Genomic DNA, 24,790 nt, shown 5'->3' on the forward strand with positions numbered 1-24,790 from the left:
ATCTCATCCAAGAACTCGCGCTTACGCGTGCGCTTTGTCGACAGGTTCAATCCCAATTCTCCTTGCTTCATGGCAGCTTCCTCCTGACTATTGCAACGTAGGGGAAGCGCCACTCGCTGACACGTTTTGCAGAGAATCCTTAAGGCGATGCGAGTTTGGGTCCCGGCCGCTCTTTTCGTCGAAGCCCGAGGGGGGTGTCGCCCCATCCGGCGCGCCTTTTTTGCCTACTTTTTTGGCAAGACAAAAAAGTAGGTCGCCGCCCCGCAGGGGTGGTGAAACTGCAGTTGCCTTTGACTTTGAAGTTAATCAGTTGCGGTTGCAACAAACGAACTAACTAACCTCAATCACCCCGTTCATCGTCTCGTGCCCGGACCCACAAAAAATATCGCACAAGAACCCAAAGCTGCCAGCCGCCTTGGGCAAGGCCGAAACCCGCACGACCTTGCCGGGCGGCAAATCCTCCCGAATGCCGAGATCCGGCACGCTAAACCCCATGATCACATCCTGCGCGGTCAGCTCGAACACCACCGGCTCCCCGACCCGCAGCGCAATCCGGTTCGGCGTGAAGACAAACTTGCGCGCATGCACCTTGATCACCCTTGGCGCGGCGGCCGCGCTGCGCAGCAGCGGCGTCCCGCCCGCCAGCGCCAGCAGGCAGCACAGCGCCCGCCTGCGGCTGATTCCTTCCCGTCCGATGACTGACATGACCAACTCCTGATAGCGAGTTCAAAGCAGTTCAAAGCAGCCCAAAGCCGTTCAAAGCGGCATGGCACGATCTGCTCAACCATTGACAGGCTTCTCCTCGATCCCGAAATCCCCCGACGCCCTGCCCGCCTCCACTTCCCGCCAGCCCAATCCCCGATAGGGCTGCGCCGGATCCCACGGCACCGGCAAGCGCTGCGGCTGCGACCCCGCCGCCGGCAACGGGAACATCAGCGAGCGCGCCGCGTGGTGCGCGATATGCCCGGTCATGTGGTGATGCTCCTGGTGGATGTGCCCGTAGAACACTGTCACGTTGGGATGCGGCATCAAGCGCTCGATGACCTGCGCGCCGTCCCGGGTGGCCCAGTCCCACTGCGGATACAGATCGAACAGCGGACGGTGCGTGAACACCACGATGCGCGCCGACTGCGGCTGCTGCGCAAGATCCGCGGCAAGCCAGTCGAGCTGCGCCGCGCCCACCCGCCCGGCAGGATCGGACACGTTGTCCAGCACGATGAAGTGCACGCCCTTGTGGTCGAACACATAGTGCGTGGGCCCGAACAGTTCGCGGTAGGCAGCGCCCTGGTCCAGGCTGGCGTCGTGCTCGCCCGGCATCAGGTGCACGACCGGCACCTTGAGCGCGGCGATGATCGACTGGAACTCGCGCATGCGCCGGCGGCGCTCGGCGGGGTCATCGGTGGTGTGGGTGAGGTCGCCGGTGAACATCAGGAAATCCGGCGGCTGGGCCAGTGCGTTGACCGCCGCCACCGCCTTGGGCAAAGTCCCGCGCGCGTCGGGATTGGGCGGGCCTTGGAAGCCCCAGTGCGCGTCCGAGAGTTGGACAAAGTAGAACGCTTCGTCGCGGCCGGCGGCCCATCCGGGCAATGCCGACACAAACACCGCGCCGCCGGCGCACGCGGCAAGCCCGAGAAAATCGCGCCGCTTCCATGCTCGCTGCATATTGAGCTCCATCGGTTGATCGGATCGATCGGATCGCGATCGGAATCCGGTTGCTGGGGACCTGCCTGTCATACCGGCGCGCAGGCGTGTTTATTCCCGTTGCTGGCGAAAATTTTTTTACGTGGTGGTGGTGAGAATCGGGAATAAACTCAGTGCATTCCCGGTATACGCGGCAGAGACGGAATGAACGGGGATGGCGCGCGATGCGCCCAGCCCGGGCACCGAGCCAAAGGAGTGACGTGAACGCTGCCGACCAGCGCCGCCGTTTCGACGATCTGGTGCTTCCGCACCTCGACGCCGCCTACAACCTGGCCCGCTGGCTGTCGGGCAGCCCGGTGGAGGCGGATGACGTGGTGCAGGAAGCCTGCCTGCGGGCTTTCTGCTTTTTTGACAGCTTCCGGGGCGACCAGCCACGCGCGTGGCTGCTGGCGATCGTGCGCAACACGTGGTTCACCGCCTGGCGCAAGCGGCATCAGCCGGGCCAGGCCGAGAGCTCGGGCTACGACGACGCGCATTTCGATGGCGAGCCGCTGCCCGGCTGGCAGGATGGCCACGGCGACAGCCCTGAGCAATGGCTGTTGCGCGCCGAGGATGTCCGGCTGCTGCATCTGGCGCTGGAGCGCCTGCCGCTGGCCTTTCGGGAAGTCCTGGTGCTGCGTGAGCTGGAGGACCTGCCCTATCGCGATATCGCCGTCATCGCGGAAATTCCGCTGGGCACCGTGATGTCGCGGCTGGCACGCGCGCGCAAGCTGCTGGCGGCGGCGGTGCTCGCCTTGCGCGCGGAGGGCACGCGCGGCGTCGGCAACCAGGGCGGCGCCGACCTTAGCGCAGCCGGCACCCTGTCCACTGCACCGGCAACAGACAGGGCCGCCGCGGCAACCGCTATCCACGCCACGCCGCCGCAACCTGCCGGGGAGACAGGCCATGAACTGCAATGACGCCCGCCTGTTGCTGCAGGCCAGTGCTGACGGTGAGCTCGGCGCGGGCGATGCCTTGCGCCTTGAGCAGCACCTGGCGCAATGCACGGCCTGCACCGCGCAGCTCGCCCACCTGCGCGAACTGCGCACGGTATTGCGCGCGCATGCGCCCTACCACCGCGCCGGGCCGGCCCTGCGCGCGCGGCTGACCGCGGCGCTGGACGCAGCCCAGGCCACGCCAGCGCCACAGGCGGCTGGCTCCGGCGCTGCGGCGGCGCCCTCCGGCAACGGTGGCGCATGGTGGCAATGGATGCGGCGCTATTTCGAATGGGGTCCCGCCGCCAATGCCGCCATGGCCGCGCTGACGGTGGCGACGCTGGGCATCGGCATGGTCCAGTACGCGCTGAGCGATGGCTCCGGGCCGACGGTGGAAGGCGAGATGGTAAGCAGCCATGTGCGCGCGCTGATCTCGGGGCACACGATCGATGTCGCCTCGTCGGACCGCCACACCGTCAAACCCTGGTTCAATGGCCGGATCGACTACGCGCCGTCGGTACGGGAACTCGCGCCGCAAGGGTTCCCGCTGGTCGGGGGACGGCTCGATTACGTGCATGGGCGGCCGGTGGCGGTGCTGGTCTACCGCCGCAACCAGCACCCCATCGACGTGTTCGTGCTGCCATCGCGCACGGCGGACAAGCCGGACAGCAAGCCAGCCGCCAACCCCGGCCGCGGCCAGGCACCGCCGCAGATCGAGGCGCGCCAAGGCTACCAGTTGGCAATCTGGGAGTCGGACGGCATGCGCTACGCGGCCATCACCGATGCCTCGGCCGACGACCTGCTGCGCTTCACGCAGGCCTGGCGCGCGGCCGGCGACAACCGCGCGCCCTGAGCCCGGCGCCCGGGCTCAGGCGAGCACGAACGGCAACTGCCGCTGGCGCTTGCYGGTGAGCGTGAACAGCGCGTTGGCCACCGCTGGCGCAATGGCTGGCACGCCCGGCTCGCCCAGCCCGGTGGGCGGATCCTCGGAGGGCACGAAGAACACGTCCACCACCGGCGCATCGGTGATGCGCGGCGGCGGATAGTCGGGGAAGTTGCTGTTCTTCACCGCGCCGTTTTCGATCTCGATGGCAAAGCCCGGCCGCGTCATCGCCAGCCCGAACACGCAGGCGCCCTGCACCTGCGCCTCGGCCGACATGGGATTGACCACGCGGTTGGCATGCACCCCGGCCGTCACGCGATGCACATGTGGCTCGTTTTTCACCAGAGACACCTCCACCACATAAGCCACAACCGTGCCGAAGGACTCATGCACCGCCACGCCCCAGGCCTGGCCCTTGGGCAGCTTGCGCTTGCCGTAGCCGGACTTGTCCACCGCCAGCTGCAGCGCCGCGCGATGACGCGCGTGCTTGCCCGCGTCCAGCCGCGCAAGGCGGTACGCCACCGGATCCTGCCTGGCATTGACGGCCACTTCGTCGACCAGCGTTTCCTTGACGAAGGCGGTGTGCGTGTTGCCAACCGAGCGCCACCACAGCACCGGCACSKCCACCTGCGGGTGRTGCACCGAYAAYTGCAGCGGGAAGCCGTAGTCGTTCTCSACSAKGCCYTCGACCATGGTCGMGTCCACSCCGCCCTTGACCATGAAKGCCTCGAACGGCGTGCCGGAGAGGATGGACTGCCCGACCACGGTATGCTGCCAGCCGAGCACCTGCCCCTTCGCATCGGTGCCGATGCGCGCGCGGTGCACATGCAGCGGCCGGTAGTAGCCGCCGCGGATATCGTCCTCGCGGCTCCACATCACCTTGAGCGGTTCGTCATGCCCGTTCTTGACCCAGGCCAGCAGCACGTTGGCCGCTTCGACCAGGTAGTCGGAGGTGGGCACGGCACGCCGGCCGAACCCGCCGCCCGCCATCATGGTGTTGAGCGTGACCTTGGCCGGCGGCAGCCCGAGCACGCGCCCGATGGCGGCCTGGTCCACCGTCTGGAACTGCGAGCCCACCCATACCTTCACGCTCTGCACCGCCTTGCCCGACACCTCGGCCTGCAAGGTGCAGTTCAGCGGCTCCATCGGCGCATGCGCAAGATAGGGGAACTCGTAGTCCGCCGAGATGGTGCGCGCGGCGCCGGACATGGCGCCCATGTCAGCCTGCAGCGCCACCGTGCCGGGTTGCGCGGCCAGCGTCCTGTACTGCGCGAACAAGTCCTTGGTGGAGACGCTGGAGCCGCTGTCTTCCCACACGATCTCCAGCGCGTCGCGCGCCTGCTTGGCCGGCCAGTAGCCATTGGCCACCACCGCCACGCCAGTGCCGCCGCGATCCACCGGCACCAGCATCACGTCGGCCACGCCCTTGATCGCGCGCGCCTTGTCGGCGTTGAAGGATTTCACCTTGCCGCCAAAGCGCAGCGGGCGTGCCACCACGGCCACCACCATGTTCTTGAGATGCACGTCGATGCCGAAGGCGGTGGTGGCCTCCAGCTTGCCGCGCGCGTCCAGCCGGCGCGTGGGCTTGCCGATGAGCTTGAACTGCGCCGGGTTCTTGAGCGTCACCTGCTGCGGCACCGGCAGCGCCATGGCGGCCTGCGCCAGCTCGCCAAAGGTGGCGCGATGGCTGCCGGAGGTGACCACGCCCAGCGCCACCTGACAGCTCGACGGGTCGACCTGCCACTGCGTGGCCGCGGCGGATACCAGCATGGCGCGGGCGCGCGCGCCCAGCTCGCGGTACTGCTGGAAGGAGTGATTGAGCGCGGTGGAGCCGCCGGTCATCTGCATGCCGAAGGCGGGATCCTTGTACGCATCGCCGGCGGGTGCCAGCGTGGCGCGCACGTTGCGCCAGTCCACGTCGAGCTCTTCCGCCAGCGCCATGGGCAGCGCCGTATGCACGCCCTGGCCGAATTCGAGCCGGTTGACCGCCACCGTCACGGTGTTGTCCGGCGCGATCAGCAGGAACGCCTGCGGCGGTGAAGGCGGGGCCTTGGGCGCCGCGCCTTCCTGCGCCAGCGCGGCCTGGGCTGGCAGGATGCCGAGCGCCAGCCCGCCGCCGGCAAAGCCGGTCAGCTTGAGAAAACTGCGGCGGTCCAGCGCGGCGACGCCGCCGGCGTCCGCGTGCCTGCGGTTGCCGCCGGCCAGCGCTTCGAGGTATCTGATTCGCATGATGTCGTCCCCTTAAGCCAGCGCGCGCGCCGCGTCCTTGATGGCCGCGCGGATGCGCTGGTAGGTGCCGCAGCGGCACAGGTTGCCGGCCATGGCCTGGTCGATGTCGGCATCGCTCGGGTGCTTCTTGCTGCGCAACAGCCCGACGGCGCTCATCACCTGGCCGTTCTGGCAGTAGCCGCACTGCGCCACGTCGTGCTTGATCCAGGCGTCGAGCACAGCACGGCCAACCTTGTCGCCGGTGACGCCTTCGATGGTGGTGATGCGCGCGCCTTGCGCCGCCGAAACCGGCGTCACGCAACTGCGCGTGGCCTGGCCGTTCACATGCACGGTGCACGCGCCGCATGCGGCCATGCCGCAGCCGAACTTGGTGCCGGTCATGCCAAGGCTGTCGCGTAACGCCCACAGCAGGGGCGTGGAAGGATCAACGTCTACCTGCAACGGCTTGCCGTTGATATCTAGCGTGGTCATGGGGGGAGCTCCTTGGGTCTGTTTGCCCTGGTCCGCCCCCGGCATGGTGCAGCGGTTCAATCCGCCGCGCCGCGCCGCCGGCGGCCGGTCAGCGGCGCGCGCCCCAGCCGCGGTGCGCACGCCGTACAACCTTGTGAGCATAGTGCAAAAAGGGCAGTCGCGTGCGGTACCATGCACCGTGCCCGGGCGGCCTCAGGCCATGCCTTCCGGCGCGCGGCCGATAAAGCCCGTCATGCTTTGCAGCCGGCCGTCCGCCGCCACAGTCGCGAAATCGGTGCGCACAGCGCTACGCGCGATGACGCGCGCGGTAATCGCCGTCGCGTCATCTCCGCGCGCCCAAGGGCTGCCATGGCTGGTGAGGCGGACGCGCTTCGCGCTGGCCCCATATCCGCGCCAATACCCCTCCTCGGCGGGGATATGCCTGAAACGCCTGTAGGACTGGAACGGCGGCACGCCTGTCCACCATGGCAGCGACTAGCCGCCGGGGCCGGTTCCGGCTCGCCGGCGGCCACTCTCCTACCCCAAAACGGCGTCCGGCGCTAGTCCGAATAGCGGGAACACACCGGGGCTTATCGCCTCGTGCTTCCGACGCATCGCCGCTATATTGATCCATTAAGCTGGGCCGCGCGTGCAACCTGCCCGACGCCCGCCCATCGCCTCAATTTCGAGAACGCAGCTTCAGGCTGACGCCACATGACGCCAGATTTGGATGTCCGCCCCTTGCCCACCATCTACCCGCGCTGGCAGCGCGTGTCGCTATCCGCCATCGCCTTCTTCCTGCTGGCCCTGGCCGGGCTGGCCGTGTCGCGCTACCCGGGAAACGTGGCCATGCTCTGGCTGGCCAATGCTTTCGGCCTCGGCATCTTGCTGCACCAGCGCAGCAGCGATGCGCTCTGGCAACTGGCGGGGATGCTGGTGGCAGGCTTGGCGGCCAACGCGGCCATGGGCGATAGCCCGGTCATCGCGCTGGCGCTGGCGCTGGGCAACGTCGCCGAGATTGCCTTTTCGGCGTGGCTGGTGCGCGCCATGACCGGCGGCGCCACGCTATCCCGCCCGGGACCGCTGGCGCGCTTCGCGCTGACGCTGGGCGCGGCCAGCACGCTGGGACCAGCGGTGGGCGCGACCATCGGCGCCGCCACCATCAGCACCGCCTACCACAGCGGCTTTGGCGCGGTCTGGTGGACCTGGTGGACAGCGGACTCGATGGGCATCGTCATGTTGCTGCCGCTGATGGTATCGATCACCCGCGAGCGTTTCGCGGATACCTTCCGCCGCGCGCAGCTGCCCCGTTTTGCCGGACTGCTCCTGCTGAGCCTGGCGGTGGGCGGCGTGGCGCTATACAAGAGCAACGAGCCGTTCGTGGTGATGGCGCTGCCGCTGGTACTGGCGGCACTGCTGACCAATCCCTTTGCCACTGCCCTGCTGACGTTGCTGGCCATCTGCGGCACGGTGGCGCTGGGGCTGGTCACCGCATCGCTCGGCCTGGGCGCGAACGAGCCGTTCCTGCTGCAGTCGGTGCAGTTGTCGACCGCGCTGATCATGGTGTTCCCGATCTGCATCGCCTTCCTGCTGGAGCAGAACCGGCGCGACCGCAGCGAGCTGCGCGGCAGCGAGCGGCGCTTTCGCCAGGCCATGGAGCATTCGGCCATCGGCATGGCGCTGGTAGGGCTGGACGGCCGCTGGCTGCAGGTCAACCGCGCCATCTGCGACCTGTTCGGCTATGATGCCGCCGAGCTGGCGGAGCTGCCTTTCCCGACCATCACCCACCCGGACGATCTCGCCCCCGACCTGCACCAGGTCGAGCGCCTGCTGGCCGGCGAGATCGAGTCGTACCGGATAGAAAAGCGCTACCGCCACAAGGACGGCCGCTATCGCTGGGCCTTGCTGGCCGTCTCCCTGGTGCACGACGAGAACACGGGCAAGCCGCTGCATTTCATCTCGCAGGTGGAAGACATCGACGAGCGCAAGGCCGCGCTGGAAAAGCTCGAGGCATTGTCGCGCCGGACCCAGCTGGCGGTGGAAGCCGGCGGCGTAGGCATCTGGGAATGGGACGTTGCCAGCGGCGCGATCGAGTGGGACGCGCGCATGCATGCGCTGCACGGCGTCGATCCCGCCCTGGGCGCGCCGGACATCAAGCGCTGGACGGCGATGGTGCATCCCGAGGATGTCGAGCAGGCAAGCACCGAGATGCGCGAGGCGGTGCGCGGCACGCGCACCTTCGATACCGAATACCGCATCCAGCGCCCCAACGGCGCGGTGCGCCACATCCGCGCCATGGCAATGGTGCTGCGCCAGGACGAYGGCACCGCGSTGTCCATGATCGGCACCAACTGGGAYATCACCGARCAGCGCCRCCTSACCGAGGCGCTGTTCGAGGARAAGGAACGCCTGCATATCACGCTGCGCTCCATCGGCGATGCGGTGATCTGCACCGACGCCACCATGGGCGTCACCTTCATGAACCCGATCGCCGAGCAGCTCACCGGCTGGACCATGCAGGCGGCTGCCGGCCAGCCGCTCGAATCCATCTTCCGCATCGTCGACGAGCATACCAACGCGCCGATCCCCAGCCCGGTGGAACAGTGCCTGCTGACCTTGCGCCCGGTCTACCTGCAGGACGGCGCGGTGCTGCAAAGCCTGACCGGCGACCGCCATGACGTGCAGGACTCCGCCGCGCCAGTGCGCACGGCTACCGGCGAGGTCATCGGCGCGGTGCTGGTGTTCCAGGACATCACCGGTGCCCGCGCGCTGCAGCGCGAGCTGGCCCATTCGGCCTCGCACGATGCGCTCACCGGGCTGCCCAACCGCATCTGGTTCGAGAAGCGGCTGCGCGAGGCCTGCGAGGCTGCGCGCATGCAGCACCAGCATCACGCGCTGTGCTTCATCGACCTGGACCGCTTCAAGATCGTCAACGACACGGCCGGGCATGCCGCGGGCGACGTGCTGCTGCGCGAGCTCGCCCACGTGATCCGCTACCACGTGCGCCCGGACGACCTGCTCGCCCGCCTGGGCGGCGACGAGTTCGCGCTGCTGCTCATGGACTGCACGGTGGACCACGCCGAGCGTGTGTGCCAGAAGATCATCGATGCCATCCGCGGCCAGCGTTTCCCGTGGGAAGGGCGGGTCTACGATGTGGGCGCGAGCATCGGCATTACCGCCATCGACCACGAAACACCGCCGATGGGCGAGCTGATGAGCCGCGCCGACGTAGCCTGCTACGCGGCCAAGGCGGCCGGGCGCAGCCGCGTCTCGGTGTACCGGCGCGACGAAAGCGATGCGCAGCGCCACCACCAGGAGCTGCAGGTTGCCGCCGGCATCCACTCAGCGCTGGATGCGAACCGCTTCCGCCTGTTCGCCCAGGAGATCCGCGCGCTACAGAGACACAACCAGGCCGACCGCCATATCGAGATCCTGGTGCGCATGGTCGACGAGCAAGGCAAGCTGGTGATGCCGGGCGCGTTCATCCCCGCCGCCGAGCGCTATGACCTGATGGGCCACGTGGACCGCTGGGTGATCCACCACGTGCTGCAAGAATTCGGCGAGCGCCTGGCCGCGGTGCCCAGGCTCACGGTCGCAATCAACCTGTCGGCCAACTCGCTGGGCGAGCCGTTCCTGCTGCCGTTCCTGCACGCCGAGCTGCACGAGTCCGTGCTGCCCGCCAGCCGCATCCAGCTGGAGATCACCGAGACCGCGCTGATCAACAACATGGCGGCGGCCAATCGCCTGGTGACCGAAATGCGCAGCGCTGGCTGCACCGTGGCGCTGGACGATTTCGGGGCCGGCTTGTCGTCGTTCTCCTATCTCAAGCAGTTTCCGGTGGACTATCTCAAGATCGACGGGAGCTTTATCCGCCACCTGGCCGGCAGCGCGGTGGACCGCGAGATCGTCAGCTCGATCAACGATATCGGCCATCGCCTGGGCATGCTGACCGTGGCCGAATCCGTGGAGGACGAGGAAACGCTGCAGGCCTTGCGCTCGCTCGGCGTGGACTATGCCCAGGGCTATGTGATCGGGCGGCCGATGCCGCTGGAATTGTTCCTGGAGAGTTGCCCGACCCAACCCGTGGACAACGCCTGAGTCACCTGGCGTGCGTGGCTGGCGGCGGCGTGTGCCGGCCGCGCCATGCCCCTTGCATCACACACTGGCGCCCGCACGGGCGCCAGTGCCGCTTTCAGCCCCGCCACCCGTTCGGAAAACCGAACGCCCTGTCGCCCCGCCCGCACGGAAATCCGAACCGTGCGCCGAGCGCACATTAATTTTTCCTTGTTTTTCAGCAGCTTAGGCGGCTTCGGCACGGCCTTTGGCCTGGCACGCCTCGTGCAATGTATGCGCCGGCCCCAAGCGGCCATACAGGTCGACGGTTGGCTCCCCCCGTGCCGGCCCGGACCCAAAACAATGGAGGAAACAATGATCGACCCCGCCTTGCCGACCTTGCCCACCACACCGGTGGGCGCCGGGCACACGCTGCCCGTGCCCGTTTGGCATGGATCAACGCATTGATCCGGAATGATTCTGGATTGAACAGGCACTGATCTTCCCGGCTGAGGCCGCATGGCGCTGTCCCCACGACGGCAACGCCATGCCAGAAGGCTGCCAGCCCCCCCCCCCGCAAAACAGCCGTCCGGCCATTGGCCGGGCGCATCGGCCCGACTTCTGATGAAACTGAACCGACTGCCCACCCTGATTTTCATTGCGATGCTGCTTGGCGTGCTGGCCGGCACGGCCGCCCACCACTATGCGCCGGACCCCGCCGCCGCCAAGTCCATCGCCGACCACCTGTCCATCCTGACCGACGTGTTCCTGCGCATGATCAAGATGATCATCGGGCCGCTGGTGTTCGCCACCCTGGTCAGCGGCATCGCCAGCATGGGCGACGGCAAAGCCGTTGGCCGCATCGGCATGAAGGCGATGGCATGGTTCATCGCCGCGTCCATCACCTCGCTGCTGCTGGGCCTGCTGATGGCCAACCTGCTGCGCCCGGGCGAAGGCATGAACCTGGCGCTGCCGGCGGCGGATGCGGCCTCCAACCTGAAGACCGGGGCACTGAACCTGCGCGATTTCATCGCGCACATGTTCCCCAAGAGCTTCGTCGAGGCCATGGCTACCAATGAGATCCTGCAGATCGTGGTGTTCTCGCTGTTCTTCGGCTTTGCGCTGGGCACGCTCAAGGACGGCATTGGCAAACCCGTGCTGGCCGGCATCGAAGGCCTGTCGCACGTGATGCTGAAAATCACCAACTATGTGATGGCCTTCGCGCCGGTCGGCGTGTTCGGTGCGGTCGCAGCGGTGATCACCGCCGAAGGCCTGGGCGTGCTGGTCGTGTACGCCAAGCTGCTGGGCGCTGTCTACCTGTCGCTGGCGCTGCTGTGGGTGGCGCTGATCGCCGGTGGCTACTTCTTCCTCGGCCGCGATGTGTTCCGCCTGCTCAAGATGGTGCGCGCCCCGCTGATGATCGGCTTCGCCACCGCCAGCAGCGAATCGGCTTACCCCAAGGTGATCGAGCAGCTCGGCCGCTTTGGCGTCAAGGAGCGCATCACGGGCTTCGTGCTGCCGCTGGGCTACTCGTTCAACCTGGACGGCTCGATCATGTACACGTCCTTCGCCGCGCTGTTCGTGGCGCAGGTGTACGGCATCCACCTGTCGCTCTCGCAGCAGGTGACCATGCTGCTGGTGCTGCTGGTCACCAGCAAGGGCATCGCCGGCGTGCCGCGTGCCTCGCTGGTGGTGGTGGCCGCGGTGCTGCCGATGTTTGGCCTGCCCGAGGCCGGCATCCTGCTGGTGCTGGGCATCGACCACGTGCTGGACATGGGCCGTACCGTGACCAATGTGCTTGGCAACGCCATTGCCACAACCGTCGTCGCCAAAAGCGAAGGCGCCATCGGCGCGCCGGTGCCCGAAGAAGCGGATGACCCCGCTGCCGACGGCAACCGCGGCCTGACACCCGTTCAGGTCCTGGCCGGCAAGTAACACTGCCAGCGCGCCAAGGCCCGGCCACCGATCAGGTGGCCGGGCCTTTTTTGTTTCCGGGGGCCGGAAAACCGCGATGTGGTAAAAGACGGGGTCGCCGCGGGTGCCGCCATCGCACAATGTGCACATTGGCACTCCTACCCCTATTCTTACCCCTACTCTTACCCCTTTGCACGATGCACTTTTGCTGGCGCCTGCAGTCTTAACCAGTCGGGCTCGCTGCCCGCGACCGAGTTCCTTCGCCTTCGCTTCCTGCGCATTCCGCCCGCTCCCATGACCGGCCCGCTCCCCTCACACGCTACCCCGCAAGGCGCCCCGCACGATACCTCCGCTCGTGCCGCACGCCTGCGCCCGTGGGTGCCCCTCATGGCCATGCTGGCGTTGGCGACGCTGATCGGGCTGGCTGGCGCCATGGGCTACCGGTACAGCTACGACAACGCGCTGGCGCGCCAGGGCGAGCGCGGCCAGGTGCAGCTGCGCCTGTACGGGCAGGCCCTGTCGAGCGAGCTGGCGCGCTATGACTACGTGCCCAGCCTGCTCTCGCTGGACGACAAGATCGCTACCCTGCTGGCGCACCCGGACGACCCGGCACGCGTCGAGGCCGCCAACCAGTACCTGGCCGCGGTCAATGCCCGCGCCGGCACCCGCGTGGTGTTCGTGCTCGATGCCCGCGGCCATGTGCTCGCCACCAGCAACTGGCAGCGCCCCGACAGCTACCTGGGCGAAGACCTGAGCTTTCGCCCCTACTTCAGCGACGCCGCGGACGGTCAGCTGGGCCGCTTCTATGGCGTGGGCACCACCCGCAGCGAGCCCGGCTACTACCTCTCGGCGCCGCTGGGCGATCGCCACAAGCCAAGCGGCGTAGCGGTCGTCAAGGTGGGGCTGGAACCCCTGGAGAACCGCTGGCAGGGCGCCGATACCCAGATGCTGCTGACGGACGAGAACGGCGTGGTGATCCTGGCCTCCGACCCGTCCCTGAAACTGGGCGCGCTCAAGCCGCTGGCCCCCGAGCTGCGCGAGCGGCTGCAACGCAACCTGCAATACAACCGCGCCGCGCTCCCGCAGCTGGAGCTCACGCCGGTACGCAAGCTGTCCGACAGCGACGCCCTGGTCCGCCTGCGCAGCGGCCCGCCCATGCTGGCGCAGAACGCCGAACTGGTTGGCACCGACTGGCACCTGACGCTGCTCACCAATACCTCGCAGGCCCGCGTGGCCGCGCTCAGCACCGCCGCGCTGGCCGGCGTGCTCACCGCCTTCCTGTTGCTGCTGGCGGCGGCCTGGAACGTGCGCCGGCGCATCGCCAGCGAGCGCATGGCCGCGCGCGCCGCGCTGGAGGCCGCCAACGGCGAACTGGAGCGCAAGGTGGCGGAGCGCACCGCGGACCTGTCCGCCGCCAACCAGCATCTGCAGGCGGAAGTCGCCGAACGCATCCGCGCCGAGGCAACCTTGCGCCAGGCCCAGGATGGCCTGCTGCAGGCCGGCAAGCTGGCCGCGGTTGGCCAGATGTCCACCGGCATCGCCCACGAGCTCAACCAGCCCCTTGCCGCCCTGCGCACGCTCTCGGGCAATACCCAGAAATTCCTCGAGCGCGGCGACAACGCCACCGCGCAGGCCAACCTCGGCACCATCATCGGCCTGGTGGAGCGCATGGGGCGCATCACCGGCGCGCTCAAGTCATTCGCGCGCAAGCCCGGCAATGGCGGCACCGCCGCTCGCCTGGCACCGCTGGACGATGCGGTGGACAACGCCCTGTTCCTGCTCGATACGCGCCTGCAGGCGGTACGCCCGGCGCTGGTCCGGGAGATCGAGCCTGGCCTGATGGTGACGTGCGATCCCAACCGGCTGGAACAGGTGCTGGTCAACCTGATCGGCAACGCGCTCGACGCGCTGGCCGGCAACCCTGAGCCCCGGCTGGAGCTGCGCAGCCACCTGGCGGGCAGCAAGCTGCGCCTGACCATCCGCGACAACGGGCCCGGGCTGTCCGAGGAAGCCTTCGCGCGGCTGTTCGAGCCGTTCTTCACCACCAAGCCGGCAGGACAGGGACTGGGCCTGGGCCTGACGCTGTCGGCCGGCATCCTGGACGAGGTCGGCGGCAGCCTGGAGGCCAGCAATCACCCCGACGGCGGCGCGTGCTTCACGCTGGTGCTGCCGCTGGCCAGGCTTGAACCGGAGAGCCGCCATGGCAATTGACCCAAACCACGCCGATTCCCCCGACGCGATCGACCCCGCGCCGCTGACCGTGCTGATCGTCGAAGACGACCCCGACGTGCGCCTGGGCTGCGAGCAAGCACTGCGGCTCGAAGGCATTGCCACGCGTGCCGTGGCGAGCGCCGAAGCCGCCCTGCGCGAGGTCGGCAGCCATTTTCCCGGCGTGGTGGTGAGCGACATCCGCCTGCCCGGCATCGACGGCATGGCGCTGCTGCATGAGCTGCGCTCGCGCGACGATGCGCTGCCGGTGGTGATGGTCACGGGCCATGGCGACGTCAGCCTGGCCGTGCAGGCCATGAAGGCCGGCGCCTACCACTTCCTGGAAAAACCGTTCTCGCCCGAGCGCCTGGTAGAGGTCACGCAGCGCGCGCTGGAAAAGCGCCGGCTGGTGCTGGAAGTGGCCGAGCTGCGCAGGAAGCTGGCCGGACGCGACACCTTGCAGGCGCGCCTGATCGGCCATTCGCCATCCATCGAACGGCTGCGCAAGCTGATCGCCGACCTGGCCGACACCGCCGCCAACGTGCTCATCCACGGCGAGACCGGCACCGGCAAGGAACTGGTCGCCCGCTGCCTGCACGAAGCGAGCTCGCGCCGCGCGCGGCATTTTGTGCCGATCAATTGCGGCGGCCTGCCCGAGCAGCTGTTTGAAAGCGAGATCTTCGGCCATGAGGCCGGCTCGTTTACCGGCGCGGCGCGGCGGCGCATCGGCAAGATCGAGCACGCCGAGGGCGGCACGCTGTTCCTCGACGAGATCGAGAGCATGCCGATGCAGATGCAGATCAAGCTGCTGCGGGTGCTGCAGGAGCGCGTGGTGGAGCGGCTTGGCTCCAATACGCCGGTACCGGTCAACACCCGCGTGGTCGCGGCCACCAAGGCAGACCTGAAGGCGCTCTCGGCGGCCGGCCAGTTCCGCGCCGACCTCTACTACCGGCTSAACGTGGTGACGCTGGAGCTGCCGCCGCTGCGCGAGCGGCGCGARGACGTGCCGCCGCTGTTCGAGCATTTTGTCGCGCAGGCGGCGCTGCGCTTCGAGCGCGAGGCGCAGCCTGCCACGCCGGGGGAGCTCGCTGCGCTGATGGCCTATCCGTGGCCGGGCAATGTGCGCGAGCTGCGCAACCTGGCCGAGCGCCATGTGCTGGGACTGGGGTGCAATCCCGGGCAAGGCACCGCCGAGCCGGCAGCGCTGCCGCTGGCGCAGGCCGTGGAGCAGTTCGAGCGGGCCATGATTGCCGACGCCATGCGCAGGCATGAGGGGAACCTCAGCCGCGCGAGCGAGGCGCTGGGCATCGCCAAGACGACCTTGTTCGATAAGGTCAGGAAATACCGGCTTTGAGATTCCAGGCGTTGAGGTTTGCCGGGTGGCGGCGCTAGCTGCCACCGGCTGAACCGCAACGGCTTGCGCGCAGCTTGCGCTGAGGCTTTCGCTGCCGCGTCGGCCGCCGCGCCGCCCCCCGCCTCCTGCGCCCTCTCAGCCCCTTCGCTCCACCTCCCCGCCCTTCTCCCTTCCTTCCCTCCCGCCCCCGCGCTTCCTTCCCGCTTCGTTTTTCCTTGTGTGAGGTGCCGCACCGAAGCGGCGCGCACGCCGCGCCACTATGGTTTCACCCCTTCCCGCGCGCTTTGCACCTTGCCGTGCCTGGCGCGGCCGGTGCGGGACAAAGCCTGGCTTCGGCCGGGTTCGGCGACCGCGGTGCTGGCCCGCACCGTGGTCGCCTCCATGGCTGCCGGGCCTTGCCGCGTATTGAGAAGCCGCCAACGAGCAGGAGCGGAGCGACGATGATCCTTCAAGGAAACGACCCGACTACCGGCGCTTCGTTTTCGCTGGGCAACCGGATTCAGCGCCAGCTCTGGCACTGGGCCTGGTTGTGCCTGTTCAGGCCAAGCCCGCGCCCGCTGCATGCGTGGCGCGCGGCGCTGTTGAGGTTGTTCGGGGCGCAACTGGGCTCGCATGTGCATATCTATCCGGGCGTGAAGATCTGGGCGCCGTGGAACCTGTGCGTGGGCAGCCATGTCGGCGTGGCCGATGGCGTCACGCTGTACAACATGGCGCCGATCGACATCGGCGATTTCTGCGTGGTCTCGCAGGGCGCGCACCTGTGCACCGGCACGCACGACTACAACAGCGCCAACTTCCAGCTGGTAGCCCATCCCATCGTGCTTGCGGCGCACGTGTGGATCTGCGCCGAAGCCTTTGTCTCGCCCGGTGTGACGCTGGCCGAGGGCGCGGTGATCGCGCCGCGCGCGGTGGTGAGCAAAAGCCTGCGCACGCCATGGACCGTCTACGCGGGCATCCCGGCCCGCGCCATCAGCACGAGAGTCAGACATGCCAAGTCTCCAGCCTAGCCAGCCCATGCAAGCGCCGGGCATCTCCGTGCTGATCCTGACCCGCAACGAGGAGCAGGACCTGCCGGGCTGCCTGCAAAGCGTGGCCTGGTCGGACGACATTCACGTGTACGACTCGATGAGCACCGATGCCACGGTGGCGATCGCACAGCGCTTTGGCGCGCATGTCACGCAGCGCGTCTTCGACAACTGGGCCAGCCACCAGAACTGGGGCCTGCAGCACATCGGCTTTCGCCATCCCTGGGTGTTCTACATCGACGCCGACGAGCGCATGACGCCCGAGCTCGTGGCGCAAGCCCGGGCCGCGGTGCGCGCGGCGCGCGATGAGGTCGCGTTCCGGGTGCAACGGCGCGACTTTTTCCTAGGCACCTGGTTGCGCCATGTACAGACATCTCCCTTCTACCTGCGCTTGTTCCGCCCGGAGCGGATGCGCTACGAGCGCCTGGTAAACCCGGTGTCGATTCCCGACGGCCCGGCTGGCGAGCTGACGGGCTACCTCGATCACTACCCGTTCAGCAAAGGCGTGACCCACTGGATCACCCGCCACAACAATTACAGCGGGCTGGAAGCGATGCAGATCATCGAGAACCGGCGCGGCGAGGCGGCGTTCAGCCTGGCCGAAGCCCTGTTCGCGACGGATTTCCACCGGCGCCGCGCGCACCAGAAGGAACTGTTCTTCCGCCTGCCGTTGCGCCCCCTCGTCAAGTTCGCGATCCTGTACCTGGGCAAGCGCGGCTTTCTCGACGGACGGGCCGGGCTCACCTACGCCATGCTGCAGTCGATCTACGAGTACTTCATCGTGCTCAAGACACGCGAACTGGAAAGGTCCATGGTCCTGCCCGCGCCAGATCCCGAGTCCGTGTGCCCGGAAGGCGCGCCCGCACCCGTGCGCCAGTCCCTCCCGATGCCGGATATGACAGCAGATGGAGAAGGTGAATTCAGCAACCTGCCAGTCACATCGACCCGGCAAACGGTGGCAGTGGCTGGCGGGCGAAATCCCTGACGGCAAGCGAAATTGCTGCCCACGCCATATTTGTCATTCCTGCGGCGACCGGCCGCGCGGCCATGTGCGCTCTACGTTTCGATGGGCTGAGCGCGCGGCAGAAGCACTTCAGATGTATGTAATGTTTGCGATAAATTCCCGCTCGCCCGTGTCTGCCAAAACGCGGCAATATGCGTTTAAACCCAGAAGTGGGAGCGTTCAATGCGATTTCGAAATATTTGGCACGCCGTCTGGTTGCTTATGTTCGATACCGCATATGATTCGAGGCTGGCATTCTTCCGTTGGGAGAATCAGGCACCAGTGACATAGATCATGCCGTTGCAAGACCGTGGGAGCACCTTCGCTCCCGCCGCCCCGGATGCGAGGGCAGGTTATGCAAGAGGCCGAATGGTGCCAGCATGCAACCGTCTTCATGGCTCGCGTTGCCTTGCATTGCCAAGCCCCAAACCAGCGCGGAAGGCTCGCGCTGTCACTGCTGTTTCTCTCGCAGTGCGGTGTATTTAGTTAACGGGTGAACGGATGAAACTGGATTCAGAACTGGCTGAAAAGCCTTACTACAGTACGCGTACCGCCGCGAAGCTGCTCAATGTGTCATTGGGCACGGTGCAGAAGATGGTGGAACGCGGCGAACTCGGGGCCTGGAAAACCAACGGTGGCCACCGACGCATACATAAGGAAACCGTGCATCGCCTGCTGGCCACGCGCGTGGGGCAGGAACTTCCGTCTGTGCATGAACTCGACCTGGTGGTGTTTCACCCGAACCACCAGGAAGCCCAACGCATCCACGCACAATTGGGCAAATGGGGCTTGCCCCTGAAAAGCGTGGTGGTGGAGGACGTGGTGGATACCATCATTACTTCGGTCAGCTCGCATCCGCGAGTGGTGCTGTACTACGTGGAAGAACTCACTGACGCCGAGTCGGCCACCATCGAGAAGCTGCAGAACTTCTTTGCGCGCCAGAACGTCATCTTCGCCGTGATCACCAACCGCCAGGCCTATGACGGTGTGGCCGATGCACTGCAGCAGTGGGGCATCATGGTGTTCCTGAAAACGCCCTCGCTGGAAGAAGTCAAAGGCTTCCTGCGCGCGCAGCTGATGATGACCCGGGGCGCGGCAGGCTGATCAGCCGGCACATCGCCAAGACCCTGTCCAGGACGCTTCACCGGCAGCTATCTGCCCGGCCGTCACCCGGCCGCCCGGCTTGCCATGCCCGTTACCCGTGGGCGTGGCACCCGCTATAAACCGCACATCACAACGCCGCAGTCTCGTGACCCGCACGACTGCGGCGTTGTGGCATGCGCCGCCGCTTCAGGCCAGCGCCGCCAGCGGCTCACGCACGGGCTGCGGCACCCCGGCGTCCATCATCCAGCCATAGAGATTGCGGGGATCCGGCGGCGTCGCCACCAGCTCCACGTGGCTGCCGCGATGCTGCGCGTGGGCCGCGGCATGGATCCAGCGCAGCGCGGAGTAATCCTCCAGCGCGAATCCCACCGAGTCGAACACCGTCACCTGCCCTGTTTCGGTGCGTCCGGCCACCCGGCCGGACAGAATCTCCCACAACTCCGTCACCGGCGTATCCGGTGGCAATTGCTGGATCTCGCCTTCGATGCGGGTCTGTGGCGCGTACTCGACCACGATGCGCGCCTGGCGCAGGATCTGCGGGTGCAGTTCGGTCTTGCCTGGGCAATCGCCGCCTACCGCATTGATATGTACGCCGGGGGCGACCAGGTCAGGCGTGAGGATGGTGGCCCGCGTCTTGTCGGCGGTGACGGTGCTGATGATGTCGGCACCCTGCACGGCTGCGCGCACGGAGTCCACCGCCACCACCTTCAGCCCCGGCACGCCATGCAGGTTGCGCGCGAGCCTCGCCGTTGCGGCGGGATCGATATCGTAGGCGCGGATCTCCCGGATGCCCACCATGGCATGGAAGGCCAGCGCCTGGAACTCCGCCTGCGCGCCGTTGCCGATCAGCGCCAGCGTGGCGGCGCCGGGCCGCGCCATCACCTGCGCGGCGAGTGCCGACGTGGCGGCGGTGCGCAACGCGGTGGCCAACGTGAGGTCGCACAGCAGCAGCGGAAAGCCGCTCGCCACTTCCGCCAGCACGCCAAACGCCATCACTGTTGGCATGGCGTTCTGCGCGTTGCGCGGATGGCCGTTGACGTACTTGAACGCGTATTGCACCGCGTCGCTCACCGGCATCAGCTCGATCACCCCGTCGACGGAATGCGTCGCCAGCCGCGCGGATTTATCGAATGCGTCCCAGCGCACAAAATCCTGGCGAATGTGATGCGCCATCTGCGCGACGGCGTTGGCAACGCCCGTGGCGCGCACCAGCGCCGCTACATCGGCGGCGTCCAGAAAGCGGGTCATGGCGATCTCCTTCATGGTCTTCTCCCTTGCTGGCTCGGTATTGGTTTTTGCTCGCCCTTCGCRCTCATGCCGCCACCGCGGCGCCCTCGGCCACGGCGCTCGCCCGGGCCGGCCCGCTGGTGCGGTCCAGGCGCAGCGTCATGCAGTAGGCGCCGCCGCCGGACAGCATGTACGGCGACAGGTCGACCTCGCGCAACTGGTAGCCGCGCTGGCCCAGTTCGGCGCGCAGGTGCGGCGTGGTGCGCGTCATCACCACCTGATCATGCAGGTTGACCGCATTGACGCTGAAGTGGCGCAGGTCGTCCTCGCTCGCTTCGATGCGCAGGCTGGCCGGCACGCGCTCGCGCAAGATGCGCAGGGCGTCCTGCGTAAAAGCGGGCGGGTAGTAGAGAATCTCGCCGCCGGATAGCGGACAGAAGCACACGTCGAGGTGATAGCTCTGCGCCGTGGCAAGCTCCAGCGCGACAACCTCGCGGCCGAAATGGCTCGCCATGGCATCGGCCGCGGCACGCGAGGAGCGCGGGCCAAAGCCGGCCCAGAAATGGCCGCGCACGGCATCCCAGATGCAGTCGCCAGCGCCTTCCTGGTAGCAGCCTTCGGGCAGCAGGCTGACGGAGTCGATCAGGCCGCGTTCGCGCAGGCCCTCGAAGATCCGCGCAAAGGGCGCTTCCTCGCCGGCCCGTTGGGGATAGCGAAAGCGCGCCAGCACGGCGTGGCCGTCCAGCACCACGGCGGCGTTGGCGGGGAACACCATGTCGGGCAGGCCGGGCGCGCCGGGCGCGGTTTCCACCGTGAAGCCGGCCGCCTGCAGGGCCGCATGCAGGGATTCGAAGGATGCCACCGCATTGCGATGCATGCCGCGCGGGTCGCTGGCCCAGAGGCCGGGGTCCATCCACGGGTTGATGCTGTACGACACATCGTAATGGGTGGGCTCGACAAGCAAGATGGTGGGCTGGTGGATCACGCTGGCTCCTTTGGGTGATGGGTGACGGGGGTCAGTCAATGCCTTGGAATGCCTGCATTGTGGTGCACTGCCCCGCTAACTAAAAGCCAGCAAGTTGCGCAATTTGCCTGTGCCATACTGCAAAACGCCAGCTAAAATTAGCGAATCGCCAGCCGCAACGAAAATGCAGGCAAAGGCCCTCCCCAGCCCCCCCTTCCAGAACCCACCATGGACGACACCGACCGCCAACTGCTCGCCCTCTTGCGCGACAACGCGCGTACGCCCGCCACCGCCCTGGCCAAGGCGCTGCGCGTCTCGCGCGCCACCGTGCAGAACCGCATCGACAAGCTGGAAAAGGAAGGCCTGATCGTGGGCTATACGGTGCGGCTGAAGCCCGAAGCCGAGGCGCACCGCATCCGTGCCTGGATGACCATCGCGGTGGAAGGCAACACGGCGCGCGCGGTGCTGCAGGCACTGCGCGGCGAGCCCAATGTGCAGGCCATGCACACCACCAACGGGCGCTGGGACATCATCGCCGAGCTGCGCGCGGATTCGCTGGAAGCCTTCGACCGCACGCTGGACCGCATCCGGCTGATCGACGGCATTGCCGCCACGGAGACCAGCATCCTGCTGTCCAGCTACAAGCTTTAGGCGACGCGAGCGCGCTTACGCTGCGGCAGTGCCGCGCAGCCGTTCCCGCCGGGTTTCCTCGTGCAGCACCTGGCCGCTGGGGCGCAGCAGGTCGCGCAGCGAGACCACGCCCACCAGCCGCATGGAATCCAGGTCGGCCACCACCGGCAGCCGGCTGACACCGAGCTCCGCCATGCGGCCCGCAGCGAGGCGCGCGGTCTGCGCCGGCAGCAGCACCTGGTGCGGCTGCAGTGGCGCCATCAGCGCGCGGCCGGCCTCCATCGAAGCTTCCCGCCCGCGCAGCGCGTTGCGCTCCAGCATGCCGACCACGCGCGCTGCGCACACGACCGGATAGCCGCGATGCGGTGCGCGCTCGCCAAAGTGGCTGGCCCACAAGACGTGGACCGGCTGCTCGCCATCCACGCTCACCACAGCCGTCGTCATCAAATCCGCCACGTGCTGGCGCTCCAGCGGATCCACGCCATACTCGCGATAGATATGCAGGCCCCGGCGTGCGATCTTCTCGGTCATGATCGAGCGCTTCATGGTCAGCACCGTGAAGCCATGCGCCATCGCCACGGTCAGCAGCAGCGGCAGCAGAGCATTGCTGTCATGCGTCAGGCCAAACGCGAAGACGATGGCGGTCAGCGGCGCGCCAAGCACGCTGCCCAGCACACCCGCCATGCACACGAGCGCCCACAACTGCGGCGAGGCGCCGGGCAGCCACGGCGCCAGCGCCACGCCAAGGCCCGCGCCAAGCATCAGCAGCGGGGCCAGCACGCCACCCGACGTGCCGGACCCCAGCGCTGCCACCCAGATGATGGCCTTGACCGTCAGCAGGGCCAGCACCACGCCGATCGCCATGCGGTTGTGCAACAGGTCCGCGATCACGTCATAGCCCACGCCCAGCGCGCGCGRCTCGAAGTACCCGCCAATGCCGACCACCAGCCCGCCGATTGCCGGCCACCACATCCAGTGCAGCTTGAGCTTGGAGAACTGGTCCTCGGTGCGATAGAGCGCCAGCGTCAGCGCGGCGCCCAGCACGCCGCAAAGCAGCCCGGCAACCACGCACGAGCCCAGCGCCATGGTGCTGGCCGGCGCGGTGTGCAGCGCAAACAAGGGGCCAGGCTCGAACACCATCGTGCGCAGGAAGCCGGCAACGGCGCAAGCCAGCGCCACCGGCAGCAGGCTGCGCGGGCGCAGCTCGAACAGCAACAGCTCCACGGCCAGCAGCACCGCCGCCACCGGCGTGCCGAAGATCGCCGTCATGCCGGCGCAGGCACCCGCCACCAGCAGCGTCTTGCGCTCGGCCGCGGTGAGATGCAGGTACTGCGCGAGCAGCGAGGCGATCGAGCCGCCGGTCATGATGATCGGCCCCTCCGCGCCAAACGGCCCACCGCTGCCGATCACGATGCCAGAGGACAGCGGCTTGAGCACGGCCACCCGGGGCGACATCTTGCTCTTGCCGAACAGCACGGCCTCGATGGCTTCCGGGATGCCGTGGCCACGGATCTTGTCGCTGCCGTAACGCGCCATCAGGCCCACCAGCAGGCCGCCGACCGCCGGCACCACGATGACCCATGCCCCCAGCGCATGCTGCGCCGGCGAGCGATCCGCCAGCGACAGGGTCTGATAAAAGAAGAGATTGGTGAAGAACCGGATCAGGTTCAGCAACAGCACGGCAGCCGCCGTGCTGATGGCCCCGATAAGGGGCGCCAGCGCTGCCAGCAGAAGCAGCCGGCGGTCGACGGCGTAGTCGCGTTTTTCGAAGTGCATGGCCAGGATTGGGAAAGTAGGCGGAGGACAGGACGCGGATCGCGGGCTGATCCCGCTGCGCGAAAAACGAAATGTATCACGTCATGATATATTTGCGCGCTGGATTTCCGGAGCACGATGCCAAGGCGATCCAGGTGCGCTATTGCGCGCATTCGCCCGCACAACCCAAAGAAAAAAGACCCATGCCGCCATCCCAGGCCCCCTCCTTAGCCGACTTCCCGCCAGGCCGGGCACGTGCGTGGCTGCGCGCGTTTGCCCCCACCCCCATCGCCGCCGGCCGCCGCGAACGCGTCAAGAGCTGCCTGGGCGCGCTGGTCGGCCTGCTGCTCACCGAATGGATCAGCCGTCACCTGCTGGGTGGCTTCAACCCCTGGTTCATCGCCCCGATGGGCGCCTCCGCGGTGCTGCTGTTCGCCGTGCCGGCGAGCCCGCTGGCACAGCCCTGGTCCATCATCGGCGGCAACCTGGTGGCGGCGCTTATCGGCGTGGCCTGCGCGCGCTGGATCCCCGAGCCTGGGCTGGCCGCCTCGGTGGCCGTGGCGCTGGCCATCGTCGCCATGTTCCAGTTGCGCTGCGTGCACCCGCCCAGCGGCGCGGTGGCGATTACCGCGGTATTCGGCGGCCACGCCGTGACCCAGCTTGGCTTTGGCTTCGTGGTGATGCCGGTCGCGGTCAACTCGATGTTGCTGCTGCTGGTGGCGCTGCTGTTCAACAACCTGATGCGCCGGCGCTATCCGCACCGCCCCGTCGAACACGCCAACCCGCACCGCACCGCCGATCCGTTGCCGAGCGAGCGGGTGGGATTCAACCGCAGCGATCTGGACGAAGTGCTCAAGGCGCGCGGCGAGTTCCTGGACATCGAGGAAGACGACCTGGAAGACATCCTGGTGGCCGCGCAGCTACGGGCGTATCGCCGGCACTTTGGCGATGTGCGGTGCGTGGACATCATGTCGCGGGACGTGGTGACGGTGCAGCCCGGGCAGAGTGGCCTGGAGGCGCGCGCCCTGTTGTTCAAGCATGGGATCCAGGCGCTGCCGGTGGTGGATGCGCAGCGGCGGCTGCTTGGCATGCTTGGGTTGGCGGATCTTCTTGCGGCGCGCAGTGGCGCCGAGGGGCAGGTCCGCGTGGGAACTGCCAGGGACCTGATGCACACCGGCATGGCTACGGCACGGGCGGAGCAACCCATGGTGGAACTGGCGCGGGCGTTTTCCAATGGCGGCCTGCATCAGGTGCCGGTGGTGGATGCCCAGCGGCGGCTGCTGGGCATTGTCACGCAATCAGACCTGATCGCCGCGCTGCTCGAACAAGGCCCGCCGGCAAAAGTGGAACCGGATGCGCAGCCGGCAGGCTAACCC

Annotated in this window: 19 protein-coding genes; 11 read left to right on the plus strand and 8 right to left on the minus strand. The window is 67.5% G+C overall.

Going from position 1 to position 24,790, the window contains the following annotated elements; genetic code table 11:
- Window positions 1-330: 330 nt before the first annotated feature.
- Complete coding sequence (locus tag AC1DQR_RS29995) at window positions 331-705, minus strand: cupredoxin domain-containing protein (protein WP_043344319.1); 375 nt, start codon at window positions 703-705, stop codon at window positions 331-333.
- Between the two features lie 75 nt (window positions 706-780).
- Window positions 781-1,662 carry a metallophosphoesterase family protein gene (locus tag AC1DQR_RS30000; RefSeq protein WP_416047776.1) on the minus strand — a complete coding sequence of 294 codons (882 nt, stop codon included), beginning with the start codon at window positions 1,660-1,662 and terminating at the stop codon, window positions 781-783.
- Between the two features lie 239 nt (window positions 1,663-1,901).
- Here AC1DQR_RS30000 and AC1DQR_RS30005 point away from each other — a divergent pair, with 239 nt between their 5' ends.
- Both AC1DQR_RS30005 and AC1DQR_RS30010 read left to right on the plus strand, forming a co-directional pair.
- Window positions 1,902-2,600, plus strand: coding sequence for an RNA polymerase sigma factor (locus AC1DQR_RS30005; protein WP_477134296.1), 699 nt, complete (start codon window positions 1,902-1,904; stop codon window positions 2,598-2,600).
- Complete coding sequence (locus AC1DQR_RS30010) at window positions 2,587-3,468, plus strand: anti-sigma factor family protein (RefSeq protein ID WP_477134297.1); 882 nt, start codon at window positions 2,587-2,589, stop codon at window positions 3,466-3,468. The genes AC1DQR_RS30005 and AC1DQR_RS30010 overlap by 14 nt, the downstream gene beginning before the upstream one ends.
- Before the next feature lie 15 nt (window positions 3,469-3,483).
- Here AC1DQR_RS30010 and AC1DQR_RS30015 read toward each other — a convergent pair whose 3' ends face one another.
- The 3 genes from AC1DQR_RS30015 to AC1DQR_RS30025 form a co-directional block, all read right to left on the minus strand.
- Window positions 3,484-5,727: a xanthine dehydrogenase family protein molybdopterin-binding subunit gene (locus tag AC1DQR_RS30015; protein ID WP_477134298.1), complete on the minus strand. Its 2,244-nt coding sequence runs from the start codon at window positions 5,725-5,727 to the stop codon at window positions 3,484-3,486.
- 12 nt (window positions 5,728-5,739) lie between these two features.
- Window positions 5,740-6,198: a (2Fe-2S)-binding protein gene (locus AC1DQR_RS30020; RefSeq protein WP_150988428.1), complete on the minus strand. Its 459-nt coding sequence runs from the start codon at window positions 6,196-6,198 to the stop codon at window positions 5,740-5,742.
- Between the two features lie 192 nt (window positions 6,199-6,390).
- Window positions 6,391-6,651: a hypothetical protein gene (locus tag AC1DQR_RS30025; RefSeq protein WP_416047772.1), complete on the minus strand. Its 261-nt coding sequence runs from the start codon at window positions 6,649-6,651 to the stop codon at window positions 6,391-6,393.
- Window positions 6,652-6,891: 240 nt separating this feature from the next.
- Between AC1DQR_RS30025 and AC1DQR_RS30030 the strand changes: the two genes are divergently transcribed.
- From AC1DQR_RS30030 to AC1DQR_RS30060, 7 genes are all read left to right on the plus strand, one after another.
- A complete protein-coding gene (locus tag AC1DQR_RS30030) occupies window positions 6,892-10,275 on the plus strand; it encodes a diguanylate cyclase (RefSeq protein WP_477134299.1) in 3,384 nt (1,127 codons plus the stop codon).
- Window positions 10,276-10,854: 579 nt separating this feature from the next.
- Window positions 10,855-12,165, plus strand: coding sequence for a dicarboxylate/amino acid:cation symporter (locus AC1DQR_RS30035; RefSeq protein ID WP_006160255.1), 1,311 nt, complete (start codon window positions 10,855-10,857; stop codon window positions 12,163-12,165).
- A 273-nt stretch (window positions 12,166-12,438) separates the two neighbouring features.
- Window positions 12,439-14,355, plus strand: coding sequence for a sensor histidine kinase (locus AC1DQR_RS30040; protein ID WP_416047770.1), 1,917 nt, complete (start codon window positions 12,439-12,441; stop codon window positions 14,353-14,355).
- Complete coding sequence (locus AC1DQR_RS30045; RefSeq protein ID WP_416047769.1) at window positions 14,345-15,706, plus strand: sigma-54-dependent transcriptional regulator; 1,362 nt, start codon at window positions 14,345-14,347, stop codon at window positions 15,704-15,706. Before AC1DQR_RS30040 ends, AC1DQR_RS30045 begins: the two co-directional genes overlap by 11 nt.
- Before the next feature lie 440 nt (window positions 15,707-16,146).
- Window positions 16,147-16,713: an LbetaH domain-containing protein gene (locus AC1DQR_RS30050; RefSeq protein ID WP_416047768.1), complete on the plus strand. Its 567-nt coding sequence runs from the start codon at window positions 16,147-16,149 to the stop codon at window positions 16,711-16,713.
- Window positions 16,694-17,716: a glycosyltransferase family 2 protein gene (locus tag AC1DQR_RS30055; protein ID WP_477134300.1), complete on the plus strand. Its 1,023-nt coding sequence runs from the start codon at window positions 16,694-16,696 to the stop codon at window positions 17,714-17,716. The genes AC1DQR_RS30050 and AC1DQR_RS30055 overlap by 20 nt, the downstream gene beginning before the upstream one ends.
- A 519-nt stretch (window positions 17,717-18,235) precedes the next feature.
- Complete coding sequence (locus tag AC1DQR_RS30060; RefSeq protein WP_006160260.1) at window positions 18,236-18,838, plus strand: helix-turn-helix domain-containing protein; 603 nt, start codon at window positions 18,236-18,238, stop codon at window positions 18,836-18,838.
- Window positions 18,839-19,024: 186 nt separating this feature from the next.
- Here the strand turns inward: AC1DQR_RS30060 and AC1DQR_RS30065 are convergent, their stop codons facing one another.
- Window positions 19,025-20,101, minus strand: coding sequence for an ornithine cyclodeaminase (locus AC1DQR_RS30065; protein WP_477134301.1), 1,077 nt, complete (start codon window positions 20,099-20,101; stop codon window positions 19,025-19,027).
- Window positions 20,102-20,150: 49 nt separating this feature from the next.
- Window positions 20,151-21,050, minus strand: coding sequence for a dimethylarginine dimethylaminohydrolase family protein (locus AC1DQR_RS30070; RefSeq protein ID WP_477134302.1), 900 nt, complete (start codon window positions 21,048-21,050; stop codon window positions 20,151-20,153).
- A gap of 207 nt (window positions 21,051-21,257) precedes the next feature.
- Here AC1DQR_RS30070 and AC1DQR_RS30075 point away from each other — a divergent pair, with 207 nt between their 5' ends.
- Window positions 21,258-21,680, plus strand: a complete 423-nt coding sequence (locus tag AC1DQR_RS30075) for an Lrp/AsnC family transcriptional regulator (RefSeq protein WP_477134303.1) — start codon at window positions 21,258-21,260, stop codon at window positions 21,678-21,680.
- 15 nt (window positions 21,681-21,695) lie between these two features.
- On the opposite strand, the gene AC1DQR_RS30080 is transcribed toward AC1DQR_RS30075, so the two are convergent.
- On the minus strand, window positions 21,696-23,435 hold the full coding sequence (locus tag AC1DQR_RS30080; protein WP_477134304.1) for a chloride channel protein: 1,740 nt from the start codon (window positions 23,433-23,435) through the stop codon (window positions 21,696-21,698).
- 182 nt (window positions 23,436-23,617) lie between these two features.
- Between AC1DQR_RS30080 and AC1DQR_RS30085 the strand changes: the two genes are divergently transcribed.
- On the plus strand, window positions 23,618-24,787 hold the full coding sequence (locus tag AC1DQR_RS30085) for an HPP family protein (protein WP_416047762.1): 1,170 nt from the start codon (window positions 23,618-23,620) through the stop codon (window positions 24,785-24,787).
- Window positions 24,788-24,790: the final 3 nt, after the last annotated feature.

The organism is Cupriavidus sp. 05L411 (assembly GCF_056398045.1).

Bases quoted from the DNA above. Each gene is read 5' to 3' on its own strand.
- AC1DQR_RS29995 (WP_043344319.1), bottom strand. From the start codon at position 705: ATGTCAGTCATCGGACGGGAAGGAATCAGCCGCAGGCGGGCGCTGTGC.
- AC1DQR_RS30000 (WP_416047776.1), bottom strand. From the start codon at position 1,662: ATGCAGCGAGCATGGAAGCGGCGCGATTTTCTCGGGCTTGCCGCGTGC.
- AC1DQR_RS30010 (WP_477134297.1), top strand. From the start codon at position 2,587: ATGAACTGCAATGACGCCCGCCTGTTGCTGCAGGCCAGTGCTGACGGT.
- AC1DQR_RS30020 (WP_150988428.1), bottom strand. From the start codon at position 6,198: ATGACCACGCTAGATATCAACGGCAAGCCGTTGCAGGTAGACGTTGAT.
- AC1DQR_RS30035 (WP_006160255.1), top strand. From the start codon at position 10,855: ATGAAACTGAACCGACTGCCCACCCTGATTTTCATTGCGATGCTGCTT.
- AC1DQR_RS30040 (WP_416047770.1), top strand. From the start codon at position 12,439: ATGACCGGCCCGCTCCCCTCACACGCTACCCCGCAAGGCGCCCCGCAC.
- AC1DQR_RS30050 (WP_416047768.1), top strand. From the start codon at position 16,147: ATGATCCTTCAAGGAAACGACCCGACTACCGGCGCTTCGTTTTCGCTG.
- AC1DQR_RS30055 (WP_477134300.1), top strand. From the start codon at position 16,694: ATGCCAAGTCTCCAGCCTAGCCAGCCCATGCAAGCGCCGGGCATCTCC.
- AC1DQR_RS30060 (WP_006160260.1), top strand. From the start codon at position 18,236: ATGAAACTGGATTCAGAACTGGCTGAAAAGCCTTACTACAGTACGCGT.
- AC1DQR_RS30065 (WP_477134301.1), bottom strand. From the start codon at position 20,101: ATGAAGGAGATCGCCATGACCCGCTTTCTGGACGCCGCCGATGTAGCG.
- AC1DQR_RS30075 (WP_477134303.1), top strand. From the start codon at position 21,258: ATGGACGACACCGACCGCCAACTGCTCGCCCTCTTGCGCGACAACGCG.
- AC1DQR_RS30085 (WP_416047762.1), top strand. From the start codon at position 23,618: ATGCCGCCATCCCAGGCCCCCTCCTTAGCCGACTTCCCGCCAGGCCGG.